Origin of the sequence: Winogradskyella sp. A2 (assembly GCF_046762865.1) — a bacterium.
Taxonomy (GTDB): domain Bacteria; phylum Bacteroidota; class Bacteroidia; order Flavobacteriales; family Flavobacteriaceae; genus Winogradskyella.
Window position 1 is genome coordinate 52,714 of sequence record NZ_JBKQXM010000008.1, and the last position, 19,051, is coordinate 71,764.

The window sequence follows — 19,051 nt, forward strand, 5'->3', positions numbered from 1 at the left end:
GATAAACGAACTGGATATTTATAATTTAAGTTAGGTTTAATTGACAATTATGCAATAAAAAAGAGTTACCTAGCGGTGGGCAACTCTTTTCATCAACTTAAACTTACTAAAAATACTAACTTACTTTAGCGGTTCTTCTTCTTAATCACAAGTTCTTTCTAATACTAAGTTTATATCTCCGTTTTGTAATTGTAACACTTCTGCAGAACATTCTACCACCAACCAGCTACCAGATAAAGCCTGAATGTCTGGACCTGCAACATTTGAAAATTCTACAATTACACCATCTTCAGATTGAGATGTACTGTATGTTGCTGTGACCGTAGTCTCTCCATTCGTCATAACTACAACTTGGCTATTAGCTTCAAAGTTCAAAGTCCAATCAATTAAATTATCATCTCCATTATAGCTAACAGGAATCCAAGTACACTCTGCTAATATTCCATCTACATCGCCTTCAGTACAATCATTAGGATTACAATCAACCTCAAGTAATAGAATTTGGAATATCCCGATCTGATTTTCAGATTCAACTCTTATATATACTGTTGTCTCAACTCCAGCATAAGCATAGGCACTTGGGTTTGTTATTACATTGACTCCGTTTGCAGCATCGGACTGAGTTTCATGATATGTAACTACATCTACTGATGGTGTACAATTGGCAAAAGCAGTTGTTAAATCATATAGATTTGGCCCATCAGTACCATCATCACATACTTCAATTACAGCATCAAAGCTCTCGAAGCACTCAAAAGGATTACATTCTGCAACAAACAAGTAGATTGTATATACTTCATAATTTCCACTTTCTGATACAATTCTTAAGTATACCTCTCCAGTATCAGCATAATAAGACTCCGTATTTTGGATTGCTTCTATACCAGCCTCTGCGTCTGCCTCTGTTTCATGAAATGTAGCTGTGAAACTATACTGACAGTCAATTAAGCCTATAGTATTTGCACTTAAGTTAAACTCAGCAACACCATTTGGATTTGCACAAGCTTCTAATTCAAAATCACTGAAACAATCAAATACACCTTCGTTACAATCTTCTACAATTAGCTCTACTGGGTATTTATAAAATACATCTGGATTATCAAATAATGCAACTCTTACATAAACTGTTTGTGGATTACTGGTGTTGGTATAAGCCGTAGCACCTTCTAATATATCTGTATTTGTTGCAGCACCTTCTGCTGAAGTATGAAATGATATTGATAAGGTATTTTCACTATTACAGTCTGGTACAGCTTCGTAAATATTAAATACTGCGAAACCATCTCCATCTTCATCACATTCTTCTAGTTCAACTCCATCGTTTTCATAACATTCAAAAGGATTTACATCCGTTTCACAATCGCGTTCTAAGATTATATAATCATTTTCTCTAACGATTTTTAATCTATCATCATCACACTCTATAATTTGCCATGTACCAGTTATGTTCTCAAATTGTAATTCAATGTTAAGGTTTAAACCAGCTGGATTAGAAGAAACAGACCAGTTACCTTCTTGAACTACATTTCCATTTAGTGATACAAAAACATCATAATTTACCGTGAAATCAAAATCAAAATCAATTAAATCATCACTACCGTTGTAGTTTACAACATTCCAAACACACTCTTTTAAGTTCACCTCAACATCTTCCTCGTCACAATCTTCTTCATTATCATCACACTCTTGATGTAAAAAGATATAGTTATTATCATTGATTAGATATAATTCATCGTCTTCACATTCTGCGACTTTCCATAAACCATTTAATACGTCAAACTCACTTTCAAATTCTAGATCAAAATAAATGTAAGATCCTGTAACGGTCAATTCCCAAGTACCAATTACTGATTCCGTACCGTCTGCATTAGCGTTTAATATTTGTCCGTCTGGTGTGAAATAAACATATACTGCAACTGTTGTGTCAATTAAATTTGTTTCAAATAACCAAGCACATTCTACAATACTTTCATAAATTTCTCCTACAGAACAATCTACTTCATCATCATCACAATCTTGATCTAACTCAATTGTGAAGTCTCCTCTTTCTATTACTAACTCATCATCATCACATTCTGTAATTATCCAAATACCACCTAAGTCTTGATCAAAAGCTGTTAGATCAGACAGTATTAATTTAAGTCCGTCATCTGTATCAGTTAATTCCCAGTTTCCACCAATTGCAGACGTTGAATCTTCTTCAGTAATCTCTAAAGTACCATCTTCATTAAATACGATTTGGTAATCATCAAAATCATTAAACTCGTCGTCTATATCCCAAGGACATTCTACTAATAATTCTGCAATATTGTCTTCATTACATTCATACTCTTCGTCATCATCATCACAATCATCGGATGCCAATTCAATTGCTTCAGCTAACTCTTCGTTAGAGTTTACCTCAATGGTTTCTCCATTGGCATATTCTAAAGTAACAGGATAATTAAGACTTACTATTAAGGCATTATCATCTTCTTCTAATTCTTCTAAAAAATGATAAAGCGCTTCGTCACTTTCAATAGTTACTGTATCTATAATATCAAAATCTGCATTAAATACAGAAAATGAAATTGGGTATACAAAATCTATACATTCAATAACGTCATCGTCTTCATCATCATCACAATCTGTAATAAAAGCTTCTAATTGCTCTTCATTCTCAATAACAATTTCAGTGTAATCATTGAAAATAATTGTAATTGGGAAAATGAAATCGAGGATATCCTCGTTTCCTTCAAATTCTTCAAATAAATCTTCTAATTCTTCTAAATCTTCTTCTGTTTCTATTGTTATAGTAATATCACTGATAACTATAGTTACTGGTAGATCGATAGAGAAACAGCTTGAACCATCTAAAACATCATCATAAGCACCATAATTAGCTGTTGTGTTACTCATTAAACCAGCTAATGCAGAACTAGGAACTATTGTTTCTTGTTCTGTTGGGTTTATAACTTGTGTTTCTTCGTTTTGACAAGCCGTAAAAGTTAAAAGGGCAAAAAAGGTCAGTAGGATTAATTGATTGAATTTGGTCTTCATAACATATTTATTTTGTTGATTTACTAATATAACAGGCAAGTCTAAAAAACTCCTACCCTTAATTTCAAAAAAATATTTATAATTTGTGCAACATTAATAATATATGAGTCAACCCATCAAAGATAATATATGCGAGAATGCCTTCTTTGAGCGTTTTTATAAGAAATATGCTAAAGACCTCCATGACTTCCTATATTATAAATTTGGAGAACGGTTAAATCCTGAAGACAGAGTACAAGAGGCCTTTATTAAAGTATGGCAGAATTGCGCTAAAATTTCACCAGATAAAGCCAAGAGTTTTTTATTTACCACTGCAAATAATTTAATGCTAAATGCTGTTGCCCACGAAAAAGTAGTTTTAAAGTATAATAAACAACCTCAGAAAAGTTCAACAAATGAAACTCCTGAATTTGTGATGCAGGAAAAAGAATATCATCAAAAACTACAAACGGCCTTGTCTAATTTAACTGAGGCACAACGTGTCGCATTTTTAATGAACAGGGTTGAAGGCAAGCGCTTTAAAGAGATAGCTACATTGTTGGATATTTCTACAAAAGCTGTAGAAAAACGTATTTATGGCGCACTAAAAAAACTAAGAGAGGATATAAAAGAGCTATGATTAAAAAAATAATTTACCATGAAGGTAGGAAATTTTGATAGTTAACTGTTTTATGTTTGAATATGAATTATGAATAGAGAAGAACTCATAAAAAAATGGTTAGATAATAACCTTGATGCTCAAGAGCAAAAAGCCTTTGAGCAATTATCGGATTTTGAAGAAATAATCCGATTAGGTGATGCTATGACTCATTTTAAAGCTCCTCAATTTAATACAGATAAGGGTTATGAGGCACTTAAGCCTACTCTTAATCATAAATCGTCTACTAATACCTGGTATAAACCTTTATTAAGAATTGCAGCTGTTTTAGCTTTAGGCTTCAGTATATATTACTATACAGGTTCTCTCGATACCAATATTAATACTGATATTGCACAGCTTACCACAATTGAATTGCCAGATGCGTCAGCGGTAGAATTAAATGCCAATTCCTCAATTACATTTAACAATAGAAAATGGGAAAATAACAGGGAGGTTCACCTTAATGGCGAAGCGTTCTTTATAGTAGCTAAAGGCAAAAAGTTTGACGTAATAACATCTGATGGCGTTGTTTCTGTACTTGGTACTCAGTTTAATGTTAAACAAAGAAAAAACTACTTTGAAGTTACTTGCTACGAAGGATTGGTTGCTGTAGAATATAACGGTACCGTTACAAAATTAAGCCCAGGCAATAGTATTAAATTAATAGATGGCAATCCTATTGTTGCTAAGGAAAATTTATTTCCGAGTGCTCCAACATGGTTGAAGGGCGAAAGTAGTTTTAAGGAAATCCCTCTTAAATATGTTATTTCTGAATTAGAAAACCATTATGATCTAAGCATAGATAGCGATGCTATAGATACATCTCGATTATTCACAGGAAGTTTTACAAATAAAAATTTAGAATTAGCATTGAAATCCATTACAATACCACTAAATTTAGATTACAGTAAATCAGGTTCATCTATTGTACTAAGACGTGAGTAAACTATTTCATTGTATAGTTTTTTATCTTTTTTTTATCACCTTCTGTAGCTTTAGCTATTGTCAAAGTGAGAAGGATGACCAGCTTCCCTTGGTAGCAGTTTTGATGGATCTTGAAGATAAATTTGAGGTAAAATTCTCTTATGAACCCAAGAGTATTGAAGGAATTACAGTACCCCAACTCAATACAGATTTAACTTTAAGGCAGGCTCTCAGAGAACTAAGAATGTCTACAAATCTAGATTTTAAAATACTCAGTAATCGTTTTATTACAATTTCACCTAAGCCTAAGACTGATAATTTTATCGTACAACGACTAGAAGAGGTTGTCATAAAAAACTACCTTACTAAAGGTATTTCCAAAACTAGTAATGGAGCGATAAAAGCAAACACTAAAGCATTTAAAATATTACCAGGTTTAATTGAGCCAGATGTATTGCAAATAGTACAAAAATTACCTGGAGTAGTAAGTGTAGATGAAAGAATCTCAAATCTAAATGTTAGAGGAGGAACAAATGACCAAAATTTAATTTTATATGAAGGTATAAGAATGTACCAGAGTGGTCATTTCTTTGGATTAATATCTGCATTTAATCCTTATTTAAGCGATGAGGTCAATATTTCAAAAAACGGTACAAGTGCCAGGTTTGGCAATGGTGTATCAAGTATTATTTCCATTAATAATTCAGATGAGATAGACGATAAATTTGAAGCTGGTATCGGTTCTAATCTAATTAGTGCTGATGGTTTTGCAAAAATACCATTATCAAAAAAAACTGAGTTACAACTCTCTGCAAGACGTTCATTTACAGATGTCTTTGCCACATTAACATATGATTCATACTTTGATAGAATATTTAGAGATTCTGAGTTAAACGCCTCTAACAATACTAACACGCAACTTGAACTAGACGAAAAGTTTGTATTTCACGATATTAACATAAAATTCCTATATGATATTAATGACACCTCTAAACTAAGAGTCAACTTTTTAAATATCTATAATGATTTGGATTACAATCAGGTATACACAACTAGCCAGAATAGTTTTCAAGAAAGTAAAAGTGATTTGTATCAAAACAGTTTTGGAGCGAGCATAAAATATTCTAAAATATGGAACAGTAGTTTAGAAACGTCTGTACTAGCCTATTATTCAAACTATGACCTAGAAGCAACCAATATTGATATTACCAATAATCAGCAATTAATACAAGAAAATAAAGTTGAAGATTCAGGTATAAGAATTGACCTCTCAAAAACGGTTAGTAATAATGTAATAATAAATAGTGGTTATCAATTTAATGAAGTTGGTGTTACCAATTTTGAAGATGTTACAAATCCTGTTTTTTCAAGTTTAATTAAAGAGGTAATAAGAACACATGCCATATTTGGTGAAGTAGAATGGAATTCTATATCCAAAAACAGTTCTATACGCTTTGGTGCTAGAATGAGCTATTTTGACAAATTATCGGAAGTTTTAATGGAACCACGAATTACATTTAACCAGAAGTTTTTTGACTTTTTTAGGTTAGAAATACTTGCAGAATTAAAAAGCCAATCCATAACTCAAATCATAGACTTACAACAAGATTTCTTTGGTATAGAAAAGAGACGCTGGCAACTTGCAAATGGCTCTGACGTACCATTAATTACAAGTCAACAGGCATCTATAGGCTTAAGTTATGATAAGAATGATTTATTGATTTCAGCAGAAGCTTATTATAAATTTGTAGATAATATCACTGCTAAAAGTCAAGGTTTTCAGAATCAATTTCAATTTGTAAATGACATTGGTTCATATACCATCAAAGGAGTAGATTTGTTAATTAACAAGAGGTTTGATGATTTAAGTACTTGGCTAAGTTACTCTTACAGTAAAAATGACTATACCTTTAGAAATTTGAATGGTGAAGACCCATTTCCTAACACCCTAGATTTAACACATACCGCAAACGCATCTTTGACTTATGATATTGAAAATTTTAAAATAGGATTAGGTATTAATTGGCATTCTGGTAGACCATATACTCAGCCAAGTGAAACACAAGATGATACAAACAGTACAATAGAATACAAAGCTCCCAATAGTGCTAGAATCAGCAACTATTTTAGAACAGATATATCAGCTATTTATAATTTTAAATTGAAAAATAATATCAAAGCAGAAGTTGGAGCTTCCATTTGGAATTTGTTTGATCAAACCAATATTATTAATCGTTTTTACACCTTCGATTCTGATGAGCAAATCATTCAAATTGACAATCGCTCTTTAAAATTTACACCTAATTTAAGCCTAAGAATAAGATTTTAGTTGTTAATTTTATCCTCAACCAACTAAATCAATTCTTATTAAATCGTCTTACAAGTTTTTTATAGTTTACCTCATGCTGAGCTATGCCATGAGCATACAATGTCAATCTGATGCTAACCTAGATGAGGAAACATCATTTTTTATTCTAGAATTAATGCTTGGTAAAACAATGGAGGCCAATACAGATTTTCCAGAGACCAATCTTCAGAAAAATCTATTCTTAAGCTTAGGTTATTATAACTTCAATCAAAACAAAGAATGGGCAGCTAGATTAAATTACCCTAAAACCGGACTAAGTCTTGGATATACAGATTTCGGAAATTCTGAAAAAGTTGGTCAAGCAATTTCACTTTTACCATTTATTGAATTTTCAATTTTAAAAAAACGAATACCAAATTTAAATGTTCATGTTGGCTTTGGTGTTTCCTACACAAACACTCAATTTAATGAAATTGACAATCCGTTTAATAGAGCTATTACTACTGACTTTAATTGGTCTTTTAAGTCTTTCCTCTACTATGACTTGTATAAAAAAAACAAAATTACTTATCGTTTTGGTTTAGGTTATTTACATCACTCTAATGGACATACACGTCTACCTAACCAAGGACTTAACTCTTTACTAGCAAGTATTTCAGCTAAATTTGATTCAAATAAAAAACAGGTCCATAATAATGAAATGCACAATTTTAAATCCAAATCTCAAAATTATCTAACATGGAGAGTAGGATTGGGCCAAAACGTCCTTTCTGAAGAATTTAACACTAAAAAAGAAGTGTACTCATTTGCAATGAATGCTGGCAAAATAATAAACAATACCTTTAAATTTGGAGGTGGATTTTATTATCGCTTTTATGAACATTATTATGATTATATAAATAACGATGGTTCCTTAATTGAAGAACAACTTCCACATTTTAAGGATAACCCGTTCGGTTATGCCACCAATTTTGGACTCTTTGCTACTTCAGAATTATTATTAGGGCATGTCGGGTTTGAATTTGACATTGGATTGAATATTTACAAACCATTTTATAAAATTGATTGGCAACTTAACCAAGGTTATACATTCGAAAATAACAATGGTGAAACCTTCGTTGTACTTGGTGAATTAGACTGGTACTACGAAATTAAAAGAACAGTATCTTCTAGAATGGGACTTAAGTACTATTTATGGTCAACTAATAAGGCGCCGAAACACAACCTTTTCGTGGGAGCACATATTAATGCTAATTTAGGCCAAGCTGATTTTACAGAACTTAGTATTGGATACACCTATAGATTTAATTATAAGGAATCAACAGAATAAAATTAATTATGACAGAACAAGAATTACACAACTTGAAATTTCCTATTGGTGAATTTGAAAAACCACAAGAAATAACTACTAATCATTTAGAAAATTGGATTACTTCAATTAAGGAATTACCAAATGGTATAAATACAATAACAAAAGATTTAAGCGATAAGGAATTAAATTATAAATACAGACCAAATGGTTGGACCATTAGGCAAGTAGTTCATCATTGTGCAGATAGTCATATCAACAGTATCACAAGATTTAAACTAGCATTAACGGAAGATAAACCTACAATAAGACCATATTTTGAAGACAGATTCGCATTACTATCAGACTACCAAGAACCTTTAAATGATGCAATCTCAATTCTAATTGGTGTGCACAATAAACTTGGCATACTTTTAAATAGTCTTAGTGAAGAAGAACTAAAACGAGAATTCATTCATCCTGAAAATGGTAAAATATATACAATAGAAGAAACCATAGGTGTCTATGCATGGCATAGCAACCATCATTTGGCTCATATAAAACAAGCTCTATCCAGCAAAGGCAAATACAACTAAGGCAAGCTAGTCTTTTCTTGTTCTTTTCTAATGTTTTTTCTAATTTTCTCAATAGCCGATTCTATCGATTTGTCTGGCTCTATGAGATTGTATTCACCCCAGAAATCAGGATCTGAAAATCCTGATATGGCATCTGTAATTATTACTGATGGACGTAATCTGTCCTTACCTTTTATTCTAATATCATCGGTATTTATCTCCCAGTCTGTTATAGCCATTTCGCTAGATAAAGTGTAGACTTTATTAAAAATTTCGCGCTTTTTATTGACTTTAAATTTTAAACTAAGATTAGAATAACTATAATACCACTTGCCACCGTTTTGTTTATAATCTACTTTGTAATTAGCTTCTAAAGGATAAACAACAATATCTCTTGGTTTTCTCTTAACTAAAAGATTTCTTGATTTACTTTTATTGCTTACATCCAATGAATATTTAGCACTCACCAATGCTAAAGTCTTTACATCAACATATAACTTACCATAGTAACTTAAATCTAATGTTTTATTTCTTGGTTTAAAATCAACTACATAAACATTCCTATTGTTCACTGTTGTTGGTTGGTCGAAAGAAAATCTGTAAGTATCTAAAGTCTCTTCAGTAAATATATACTCAGGATATTTCATAATGTCCAAGTAAAGTGTTGAGAAGGGACCACCTTGTAATTTTACACTAACCGTATCTAAGCGCTTATAATCTGTACTCTTTCGTGCCTTTCCTAATTTCACCGCATCTTTATTTGCTGAAGTATAAGGTTGCTTTAAAATGTTTACTACAGCTTCAGTTAAAGACACATTTCTATTACGACGCTTAATAGTTTCTCTATAGAAGGCCGTCATATAAACAGACTGATTTTGTATGGTTTTACTTTTCTCAGCAAAAACCTTTCTCACTAATTTGTCAGCATCTTTGAAAGCCGAAACATTAACTTCTTTTAGTTCTGTATAAGCTTCTTCCAATTTTATCAAGGATGTGTTTTCTGAAAGATCAGCAAGGTTTAATACCTTTTTTGTGTAACCCAAGAGCGAGACTACTACTTTAGAATCTTTAAAAGCTTCAGGAACCTTTAATAAAAATTCTCCTTCTGAGTTTGTTATTGTACTTATATTAGTTTCCAACACATTTAGGCTAACATACTCTAAAGCCCTGTTATTTCTTGCATCAACTATTTTTCCTTTATATTCGGAATATGTGTTTTGAGCAAAGCTTGGAGATAATAAAAACAACATCAATCCAATACAGATAATGCTCAACTTGTTATTAAAATTTAACCTTTCCATAACTGCGTATTTTAAATTAAACAATACTATGGATTTAAACCAAAAGCCATTAGTAAAGATACGAATATCGTGGCATTTTTTTAGCCAAAAAATGGTTAAAATATTGATTGTGAGCAATGCTAAAAAAGAACTACATTCGCTCAGGAACATCTATCCCAAGTATTCTGAATGCATTTTTTATAGTTTGACCAACAGTTTTAGATAAGGTTACTCTAAAGGTTCTTTCCGATTCTGTATCAGCACCAAGAATTGACACATTCTGATAGAAAGAATTAAAATCCTTAACCAAATCATATGAATAATTTGCCACCAAAGCCGGACTGTGCTGTGATGCGGCATTTTGAATTACCTCAGGGAACAACTCTAATTGTTTTAATAGTTGCTTCTCTTTATCATGAAGTATAATATCTGATAATTCTGCTTTTCTTATGTCCTCAGACTTTCGTAAAATAGATTGAATTCTCGCATAGGTATATTGAATAAAGGGACCTGTATTTCCTTGAAAATCTATTGACTCCTTTGGATCGAATAAGATTCTTTTCTTTGGATCTACTTTTAAAATATAATATTTTAAAGCTCCTAGACCTATCGTTTTATACAACACTTTCTTTTCATCTTCATTATAATCATCAAGCTTTCCTAGTTCTTTAGAAATCTCTTCAGCAGTCTCTGCCATTTCCTGTATTAAGTCATCTGCATCAACTACAGTTCCTTCCCTACTCTTCATCTTTCCACTCGGCAAATCCACCATTCCATAGCTTAAATGATATAAATTCTTTGCCCAATCAAAGCCAAGCTTTTTTAAGATTAAGAATAATACTTTAAAATGATAATCTTGTTCATTACCAACTGTATATACCATACCACCAACATCAGGATAGTCTTTTAAACGCTGAATTGCGGTACCTATATCTTGGGTCATATAAACGGCAGTACCATCGCTTCTCAATACAATTTTTTCATCTAAGCCATCTTCCGTCAAATCACACCAAACCGAACCATCTTCTTTCTTAAAAAACACACCTGTTTTTAAACCTTCGGCAATGAATTCCTTACCTAACAGATAAGTATCACTTTCGTAGTAATAGGCATCAAAATCTACGCCTATTGCCTTATAGGTTTCTTCAAAACCAGTATAAACCCATTGATTCATCGTTTTCCATAATGACACCACCTGTTCGTCTCCAGCTTCCCATTTACGCAACATATCCTGAGCTTCCAATAAAATTGGGGCATTTTTCTTAGCATCATCTTCGGACTGACCTTGATTTACTAATTCTGATATTTGTGCTTTATAGGCTTTATTAAATTCCACATAAAAATTACCTACTAGCTTATCTCCTTTTAAACCTGTAGACTGAGGTGTTTGTCCATTACCAAAGCGTTTCCAAGCTAACATACTCTTACAAATATGAATTCCTCTATCATTGATAATTTGGGTCTTATATACTTTTTTCCCAGAGGCTTTTAATATTTCTGAAACACTGTATCCTAATAACACATTTCTAACATGTCCAAGATGCAAAGGCTTGTTTGTATTTGGTGAAGAATATTCTACCATTACAGCTCCTTCATCTAACCTATCAACAAAACCATAATTATCTTTATCCTTTATTGAATTTAAGAAATCTAGATAGTATGAATCATCAATTTCAAGGTTCAGAAAACCTTTAACAACGTTAAAATCCTTAACTAGATCCATATTTGATTTCAAATAAGCACCTAATTGCTCACCAATAACTGCCGGATTACCTTTTACAACTCGTAGCATTGGGAAGACTACGACCGTAATGTCACCAGCAAACTCTTTCCGTGTCGATTGAAATTCAACAGAAGTCAATTCAGCTTGAAACAACTTTGCAATTGCCTCTTTAATATGTATTTCGAGAGTTTCCTGAAGGTTCATTTTAAGTTTAATATTGTATTTCTAAACGCCTGCAAAGATAGCAGATTAATTGATTTATAGGATTAGGACCTTATAATTTGATAACTTTAACTGATAAAACAACTTCTTAGCATACAAAGACAAAAAGACCTACTAAGAGGCATACTTGTTCTTGTTTCTTTAAATATTGAAAATAAATCTTATTGAAGTTGAGAATTTGGAATTCTAGAAAATGATGGCAATCTTATAAATTTGGACAAGAAATTGTGTGATTTTTTGTTTTATATCCAGAATAAAAAAAAGATTATAACCTAGCCTACATAAAGCTTAACTAACTGTATAATAAGAACTTAAACAAAAAGTGCATTTCGTCGGTAAAAAGGTAGTTTTTCTATGTTTTTTACCGTTGGTCGATTTAGCTTTTTTTTAGTGAATTTCATCTGTCCTTTTATCTAATATATTGGTATTAAATCCCGATAATTAGTGTTTTCGGACACATTGATGCATTTTTGATAGGCTATTAACAAACGTCCCAAACTTTGATGAGGCTTAAGGATCAAACACTAACTAGGTTGTTTTTGTTTTGCGTTAACTTACATTTTGTATTCCCTTATAAATGTTATTCAACCCAAAACAATGCAATTTGCTGTAACACCTTTTCAGTATGAGGTGGTCACTTACATTGTTGTTTTGTATTGTCTCATTTGCAGGTTTTACCCAAAATGAGAGAATAGATAATCTTACCGTAAAGTTGGCATATCAAAACCAAGATTCTACCAAGGTTGATTTGTCAATTGAACTTATCAATGAATTATTCAACATTGAAGATTATAAAAAAGCTTTGTTGTATGTTAACCAAACTACTAAACTTGCCGAAGAATTAAACTATTTGAAAGGCCTAGCCGAAAGCAGTTACTACAGAGCACTTATATATACACAACGAAATGATTATTTTAATGCCATTGACAACTACAATAAGTCACGTCAATATTTTTTGAGCATAAGGGATTCCTTAGGTGTCGCAAAGGTTAGTAATAGCATTGGACTAATAGAAATAAAAAGAGGCAACTATGCAGTTGGATTGAAGAATTCACTTTCTGCAATTGATATTTTTGAGGAAAAAGGTTTAAAGGGTGAATTGAGTACTGCCTATAATAATTTAGCTGAGGCTTATTATAAAACAAATCAAATTGATAAAGCAATTGATTTTAATTTTAAAGCGCTTGCAGTACGAAAGCAAATTGATGATTTTGATGGTATAAAAAATTCAACCAAAAATATTGCAGATTTATACTCATTAAGGAAAGAACATCGTAAGGCCATAGAATATTACGAGAAAGTTTTAGATTTAATTTTGCCTGATTCGGATGAGGAATTAAGAGGAGAAATATTACCAAAACTAGGTAGTGAATATTTAAAATTTAAAGAATTTGACAAGGCTTCTGATCTTCTGGTAGAAGGATTAAAATACAATCGCAAGCAAGGAAATGAAGAGGGACTGCTAAGAGCATTAAATGCTATTGGAAATTTAAACTTACAGCGTAAAAAAGTAAAACTTGCAGAGTTACAACTCAACGAAGCTTATAGTATTGCTCAGAAAATTGACAATAAAACGGAATTATTAGAAAATTACAAACTTCATATTGCATTAGATTCGACGAGAGGGTATTTCCAAAACGCATTTTTCTGGCAGAACAAATATTACGATTTAAAGGAAGAACTTACTAAAGTTGAACAACCTGTTTATCCAACAGAAGTAGAGTCTTTAGATCTTGAAGATAATGATCCATTTGTTGATAGCTCAAATTCCATCAGTAAAGATGATGGTAATAACAATTGGTTAAGCAAGAATCCTCTATACTTATATGGAGGCATTCTTGCTTTATTATTAGTTTCATTGTTTTTAATTTATAGCCTCATAAAATTAAGTGGTTATAAAAAGAAAGTTAATAAACAAAAAGAAGAATTAGAACTTGAGAAAATAAGAAATGATGCTATCCTAGAGCAAACACATCATTTGGAAGAAGTTAATCAAGTTAAAGATAAATTATTCTCAATTGTATCTCATGATTTAAAAGACTCAATATCTTCAATTAAAGCATTTCTAGACTTACTAAAAGAAGACAGTATTTCAAGAGAAGAGTTTAATGATCTTATACCTGAGTTAAGTGAAAATGCTAATAATGCATCTGCTCTTCTTTTCAATTTATTGAATTGGTCTAAATCACAGCTTCAGAATTTAGAACCAAAACAAGAACATTTTAACATCCAAGAAGTTTTTCAAAATAAAATAGCTCTGGTAGAACAAAAATTAGAAGATAAACGAATTGTACTAATTGATGAATCGCAAAGAGATTTTGTTTATGCGGACAGAAGTATGATCGAAATCGTAATTCAAAATTTAATAACCAATGCTGTAAAATTTAGTAGAACAGGGGATGTAATTACTGTCTCTAATCAGGACGTTAATGGTAAAGCACTCATCTGTGTAGAAGATACTGGTGTTGGCATATCTAGAGAGAACCTAGACAAACTATTTAAAGCCAATAAAAACTTCACGACTATTGGTACTAAAAATGAAAAGGGTACTGGATTAGGCCTTACCATAGCTAAGGATTTAGTAGAACTAAATAATGGTAGAATTTGGGTTGAAAGCACCCTTAATGTTGGTAGTAAATTCTTCATTGAATTACCAAAACAAGCTCCTTCAGCCTAACTTTTTATTTATATTTAAGGAATTCTTATTATATCTTATGAGATATTACATTGGCATATTTTCCATACTAGTTCTTTTATTGAGTTGCAAAAACAATAATCAAAAAGAACCTGAAACTGATAACGAATTAAGCGAGTTGTTTGCAATAATGCAAGGTTCATTTAGCTCAGAAATTCAATCACAAGTAGATTCCACATATTTTAATATTTCATTGCACATGTATCCTATTTGGGAAGATGATGGCAACTTTCTTTATGTTGAGCAAGCTCTATACAGTATGCAAAACAAACCTTATCGTCAAAGAATATACCAAGTTCAAAGATTGAATGACAGTACATTTAGCTCAGCAGTATATACTTTAAATACGGATTCACTTTGGATAGGTAAATGGAAAAACCCTAAAGCGTTTGACTCTATTTCCATTACGGATATCAATTTAAAAAATGGCTGTGAAGTTATTTTAAAACGTGTTGACTCTAATCATTTTATGGGTAAGACAAGAGATAATTCTTGTGCAAGTTCATTAAGAGGAGCATCCTATGCTCAAAGTGAAGTAGAAATATTAGAGGATAAAATTATTTCTTGGGATCGTGGTTTTGATGTGGATGGAAAACACATTTGGGGTGCAGAAAAAGGTGGCTATATTTTCAATAAATTAGATTAGTGTTTAGGTAAAAATACTTCAGCCATCATACATCTTGCGCTTCCTCCACCACATGTTTCAATTGTATCCAAAGTACTTGAAATAATTGAGCAATGCCTTTCGATTTTAGCAATCTGATCTTGAGTAAGACTTTTGTGTGCTGCACCACTCATAACCAAATAACGATGGTTATTATGTCCACTTAATTGCAACATATTTCCCGCAAATTGATGCATTTGGGCCTCGGTTATTGAAATAACTTCTTTACCATCTTGTTTTAAATGCTTAATAACATTCTTTCTCTCCTTTTTATCATCAATGGCATCTAAGCAAATAACAGCAAAATTTTCGGCCAAACACATCATTACATTTGTATGATAGATTGGTAATCGTTCTTCATTTACCGTTTGATTTGCCGTAAAAACTACTGGGAAATATTCAAAATCTTCACAAAACTCAATAAATAATTCCTCATCTGCCCTCGGCGATAACGCACAATATGCTTTCTTGTTAACCCTGTCTAACAAAATACTACCGGTTCCTTCCAAAAATATTCCTTCCTCCTCAGCAGATGTATAGTCAACAATATTCTCAATCTTAAAACCCTCCTCTTCTAATCGAATAAAAATTTCCTCTCTCCTTTCAAGTCTTCTGTTTTCGGCAAACATTGGGTAAATAGCAACATCTCCATTACTGTGAAAACTAACCCAATTATTAGGAAAGATAGAATCTGGAGTATCCATAAGTGCATCATCGTCCACAACAATTACATTAATACCTACAGCCTTCAATTTATTAACAAATACATCAAATTCTTGTTGAGCCTGCAAATTAATTTCAGCATTTTTTAATGCGATATCCTCTTGAAAATAGTTATTTACAGCAGTCTGCTCGTTCTTCCTAAAATTAATAGGCCTTACCATTAAAATTGTATCTGTAGTCTGTTGCATTAATAGTTTATTGAGAGTGAAGCAAAATTAATCTTTTTTATGGTTTGAAAATTAGTTTTAAATAAGTTTTTGTGCCTTAAAATCTTTATGTTTGATAATGAAAAGTTTAACTTTTTTCAAATATCAAACATGAAAAAAATTCTATTATTATGTCTAATCATGTTATCATGTTCAGACAAATCCAATAACGATAAATCACAAAATTTTATAACCGTATTTGAAGAAAGTAAAAGCCTGGAAACTGCTACTTATGAGCAGACTATAAAATTCTATTCAGACTTAGCAGAATCTTTCAATGAAATTACAATTAAACCTATTGGAGAAACGGATTCAGGGAAGCCATTACATATTGTTACACTTAACACAAATGGTACTGGTGATAAATTTGACAAATTAAGAGACACAAATAGAATCTTATTAATAAACAATGGTATTCATCCTGGTGAGTCAGATGGTATTGATGCTACAATGATGCTTTATAGAGATATTGTTCAAGGCAAAATCGAAGCCCCAGAAAACACCATCTTAGTCACAATCCCAATATACAATGTGGGTGGCAGTTTAAATAGAAATACTGGCACACGAACTAACCAAAATGGGCCAATGGAATATGGTTTTAGAGGTAATGCCCGTAATTATGATTTAAATAGAGATTTCATTAAATCCGATAGTAAAAACGCTAAAACTTTTGCTAAGATATTTCACCTTGTAAAACCAGACGTTTTTATTGATAATCATGTGAGTAATGGTGCTGACTATCAATATGCCTTAACCCATCTATTTACACAACATAACAAATTAGGAGGTGTTTTAGGTGAATATATCAACAATAAAATGATGCCTATTTTAGAACAAAAATTAAAAGATAAATCATGGGACATCACACCTTATGTCAATGTATTTAACAGAACACCTGAATCCGGATTTTCACAATTTATGGATTCACCGCGCTATTCTACTGGCTACACAACATTATTTAATACTCTAGGCATGATGGTTGAAACCCACATGTTAAAACCTTACAAGCAACGTGTTGAGGGGACCTACGAGTTAATGGCTAGTATGATAGTACTTATTGAAGAACAAGGCAATGAAATTAGAGAACTTAGAAATAAACAATCTAAAACATGGTCTAAAGGTATGGCCTATCCAATTACCTGGACCGTTGATACTACAAAAATTTCAACTCTAAATTTTAAAGGTTATGAAGGTAAGATGATTACTAGTGATTTTACTGGTGGGCAACGTCTAAAATATGATAGAACAAAGCCCTTTATTAAACCTGTAAAGTATCGAAACTATTATAAATCTACTTCAGAAATTGTCATACCACAAGCATATGTAATTCCTCAGGGTTGGCACAATGTTATTGAGTTGATAAAATTAAATGATGTAGAATATTCTCTATTAGAAAATGACACAATTATTAAAGTTGAATCGTATAAAATTGATGATTACAAAACCCGAAAATCACCATATGAAGGGCACTATTCACACTATGCAACCAAAGTTAAATCCTCTTTAAAGGATATAAAGTTTAGAAAGGGTGATTACATCATTAATACCGAACAGCCATCAATAAGATATCTCGTTGAAACCTTAGAGCCTACTGGCGTTGATTCTTTCTTCAATTGGAATTTTTTTGATACAATTTTACAGCAAAAAGAAGGGTTTTCACCATACGTTTGGGAAGACAAAGCAAAATTAATTTTAAGAGCTAATCCAAAACTTCAGATTGATTTTAATCTCAGAAAAACATATGATAAAGAATTTGCAAACAATTGGTATGCTCAATTAGATTGGATACACAAACAAAGTAGTAATTACGAGGAGTCACACATGCAGTATCCAGTATATCGAATTTTGAATTAATAAACTAAAAAGCCACCAGAATCTGGTGGCTTTAAAGCTATTGTTAGTACAAATGATTTAACGTTGTACTTGAACTTTAGTGGTGAAGTTTCTAAACTCTGAATTTAGTTGAACAATATAAGTTCCATTGCTTAGATTACTCATATCTAATTGATATGTATCATTAGATAATGTTGTGATAACTCCATGTTTTAATAGTCTACCTTGCATATCAATAATTGTATAATTAACTATTTCATCTTCAAGTATAAATGTATTAATATTCAAATCTTGTTTCACTGGATTAGGATATACAGAAGTAGCTGTTAACTCATTTAGCATATCTTTCTCAAAGTCATTATAATTATCATATTGGTTTATCCAAGAATTAACAACATCTTTATCATTATTTATGTCCTTACCAAAACTAATATTTGCAAAAATATGACAGAAGAATCTAGGTAACACAACCGAAACAGAACCCCTTACATCTAATGAGGCGCAAATATCACCTCCACCTTGTTGCAATAATGGCAATACATCAAATGCAGTTGTAGTTCCAAATTCAACAATACCTAAATCTAAAGTATCTGGATTGTAAACTAAACTATGTATTCTATAAAAACCTACATGATCTACTTCGAACTCAGGTATAACAGACACATCCAAGATGGTTAAGTTAAAGGCATTTGTTAATACAAATAGTTGTTCATAACCAGGTGGAATAACAGGAGGTACAAATTGTGTTGCACTAATCGTGGCAACGTTTTGAGATGACAAACAACTTATAGGGCTGTAGTTATGCATTAAACCAGAATAAGCTGTACACGCTTCAACTTCTTCATCCACATGCACTGGTGCTCCTGCCACATCAAGAGATGCACACAAGTCGCCTCCTCCTTGTACCAATAATCCATTGACATCAAAGCCT

The 19,051-nt window shown here is 31.8% G+C and carries 13 protein-coding genes; 8 read left to right on the forward strand and 5 right to left on the reverse strand.

The window, feature by feature from the left end:
• Nucleotides 1-141 precede the first annotated feature (141 nt).
• Nucleotides 142-3,039: a hypothetical protein gene (locus tag ACFWV9_RS14430; RefSeq protein WP_411895942.1), complete on the reverse strand. Its 2,898-nt coding sequence runs from the start codon at nt 3,037-3,039 to the stop codon at nt 142-144.
• A gap of 103 nt (nt 3,040-3,142) precedes the next feature.
• Here ACFWV9_RS14430 and ACFWV9_RS14435 point away from each other — a divergent pair, with 103 nt between their 5' ends.
• The 5 genes from ACFWV9_RS14435 (at nt 3,143) to ACFWV9_RS14455 (ending at nt 8,795) form a co-directional block, all read left to right on the forward strand.
• Entirely contained in the window at nt 3,143-3,658 is a 516-nt protein-coding gene (locus tag ACFWV9_RS14435; RefSeq protein WP_411895943.1) for an RNA polymerase sigma factor, read from the forward strand.
• Between the two features lie 69 nt (nt 3,659-3,727).
• Nucleotides 3,728-4,624: a FecR family protein gene (locus ACFWV9_RS14440; RefSeq protein ID WP_411895944.1), complete on the forward strand. Its 897-nt coding sequence runs from the start codon at nt 3,728-3,730 to the stop codon at nt 4,622-4,624.
• Entirely contained in the window at nt 4,617-6,932 is a 2,316-nt protein-coding gene (locus tag ACFWV9_RS14445) for a TonB-dependent receptor domain-containing protein (protein ID WP_411895945.1), read from the forward strand. The genes ACFWV9_RS14440 and ACFWV9_RS14445 overlap by 8 nt, the downstream gene beginning before the upstream one ends.
• 88 nt (nt 6,933-7,020) lie before the next feature.
• Nucleotides 7,021-8,241, forward strand: a complete 1,221-nt coding sequence (locus ACFWV9_RS14450; RefSeq protein ID WP_411895946.1) for an acyloxyacyl hydrolase — start codon at nt 7,021-7,023, stop codon at nt 8,239-8,241.
• An 8-nt stretch (nt 8,242-8,249) separates the two neighbouring features.
• Complete coding sequence (locus tag ACFWV9_RS14455; protein ID WP_411895947.1) at nt 8,250-8,795, forward strand: YfiT family bacillithiol transferase; 546 nt, start codon at nt 8,250-8,252, stop codon at nt 8,793-8,795.
• Here the strand turns inward: ACFWV9_RS14455 and ACFWV9_RS14460 are convergent.
• The gene (locus ACFWV9_RS14460) at nt 8,792-10,075 is read right to left on the reverse strand and encodes a carboxypeptidase-like regulatory domain-containing protein (RefSeq protein ID WP_411895948.1); all 1,284 of its coding nucleotides are present in this window, start codon (nt 10,073-10,075) and stop codon (nt 8,792-8,794) included. The two genes, ACFWV9_RS14455 and ACFWV9_RS14460, sit on opposite strands and share 4 nt — an antisense overlap.
• 130 nt (nt 10,076-10,205) lie before the next feature.
• Nucleotides 10,206-11,981: an arginine--tRNA ligase gene (gene argS / locus ACFWV9_RS14465; RefSeq protein WP_411895949.1), complete on the reverse strand. Its 1,776-nt coding sequence runs from the start codon at nt 11,979-11,981 to the stop codon at nt 10,206-10,208.
• 643 nt (nt 11,982-12,624) lie between these two features.
• On the opposite strand from argS, the gene ACFWV9_RS14470 reads away from it, so the two are divergent.
• Together ACFWV9_RS14470 and ACFWV9_RS14475 are read left to right on the forward strand one after the other, a co-directional pair.
• Complete coding sequence (locus ACFWV9_RS14470; protein WP_411895950.1) at nt 12,625-14,676, forward strand: ATP-binding protein; 2,052 nt, start codon at nt 12,625-12,627, stop codon at nt 14,674-14,676.
• A gap of 37 nt (nt 14,677-14,713) precedes the next feature.
• Entirely contained in the window at nt 14,714-15,340 is a 627-nt protein-coding gene (locus ACFWV9_RS14475) for a chromophore lyase CpcT/CpeT (protein ID WP_411895951.1), read from the forward strand.
• Here the strand turns inward: ACFWV9_RS14475 and ctlX are convergent.
• Entirely contained in the window at nt 15,337-16,269 is a 933-nt protein-coding gene (gene ctlX / locus ACFWV9_RS14480; protein WP_411895952.1) for a citrulline utilization hydrolase CtlX, read from the reverse strand. The two genes, ACFWV9_RS14475 and ctlX, sit on opposite strands and share 4 nt — an antisense overlap.
• A 129-nt stretch (nt 16,270-16,398) precedes the next feature.
• On the opposite strand from ctlX, the gene ACFWV9_RS14485 reads away from it, so the two are divergent.
• Nucleotides 16,399-18,141: a M14 family metallopeptidase gene (locus ACFWV9_RS14485; protein ID WP_411895953.1), complete on the forward strand. Its 1,743-nt coding sequence runs from the start codon at nt 16,399-16,401 to the stop codon at nt 18,139-18,141.
• Nucleotides 18,142-18,198: 57 nt separating this feature from the next.
• Here the strand turns inward: ACFWV9_RS14485 and ACFWV9_RS14490 are convergent.
• The coding region (locus ACFWV9_RS14490; RefSeq protein ID WP_411895954.1) for a T9SS type A sorting domain-containing protein at nt 18,199-19,051 on the reverse strand (853 nt) is incomplete at its 5' end.

Bases quoted from the DNA above. Each gene is read 5' to 3' on its own strand.
- ACFWV9_RS14430 (WP_411895942.1), bottom strand. From the start codon at position 3,039: ATGAAGACCAAATTCAATCAATTAATCCTACTGACCTTTTTTGCCCTT.
- ACFWV9_RS14435 (WP_411895943.1), top strand. From the start codon at position 3,143: ATGAGTCAACCCATCAAAGATAATATATGCGAGAATGCCTTCTTTGAG.
- ACFWV9_RS14440 (WP_411895944.1), top strand. From the start codon at position 3,728: ATGAATAGAGAAGAACTCATAAAAAAATGGTTAGATAATAACCTTGAT.
- ACFWV9_RS14450 (WP_411895946.1), top strand. From the start codon at position 7,021: ATGAGCATACAATGTCAATCTGATGCTAACCTAGATGAGGAAACATCA.
- ACFWV9_RS14455 (WP_411895947.1), top strand. From the start codon at position 8,250: ATGACAGAACAAGAATTACACAACTTGAAATTTCCTATTGGTGAATTT.
- ACFWV9_RS14460 (WP_411895948.1), bottom strand. From the start codon at position 10,075: ATGGAAAGGTTAAATTTTAATAACAAGTTGAGCATTATCTGTATTGGA.
- argS (WP_411895949.1), bottom strand. From the start codon at position 11,981: ATGAACCTTCAGGAAACTCTCGAAATACATATTAAAGAGGCAATTGCA.
- ACFWV9_RS14470 (WP_411895950.1), top strand. From the start codon at position 12,625: ATGAGGTGGTCACTTACATTGTTGTTTTGTATTGTCTCATTTGCAGGT.
- ACFWV9_RS14475 (WP_411895951.1), top strand. From the start codon at position 14,714: ATGAGATATTACATTGGCATATTTTCCATACTAGTTCTTTTATTGAGT.
- ctlX (WP_411895952.1), bottom strand. From the start codon at position 16,269: ATGCAACAGACTACAGATACAATTTTAATGGTAAGGCCTATTAATTTT.
- ACFWV9_RS14485 (WP_411895953.1), top strand. From the start codon at position 16,399: ATGAAAAAAATTCTATTATTATGTCTAATCATGTTATCATGTTCAGAC.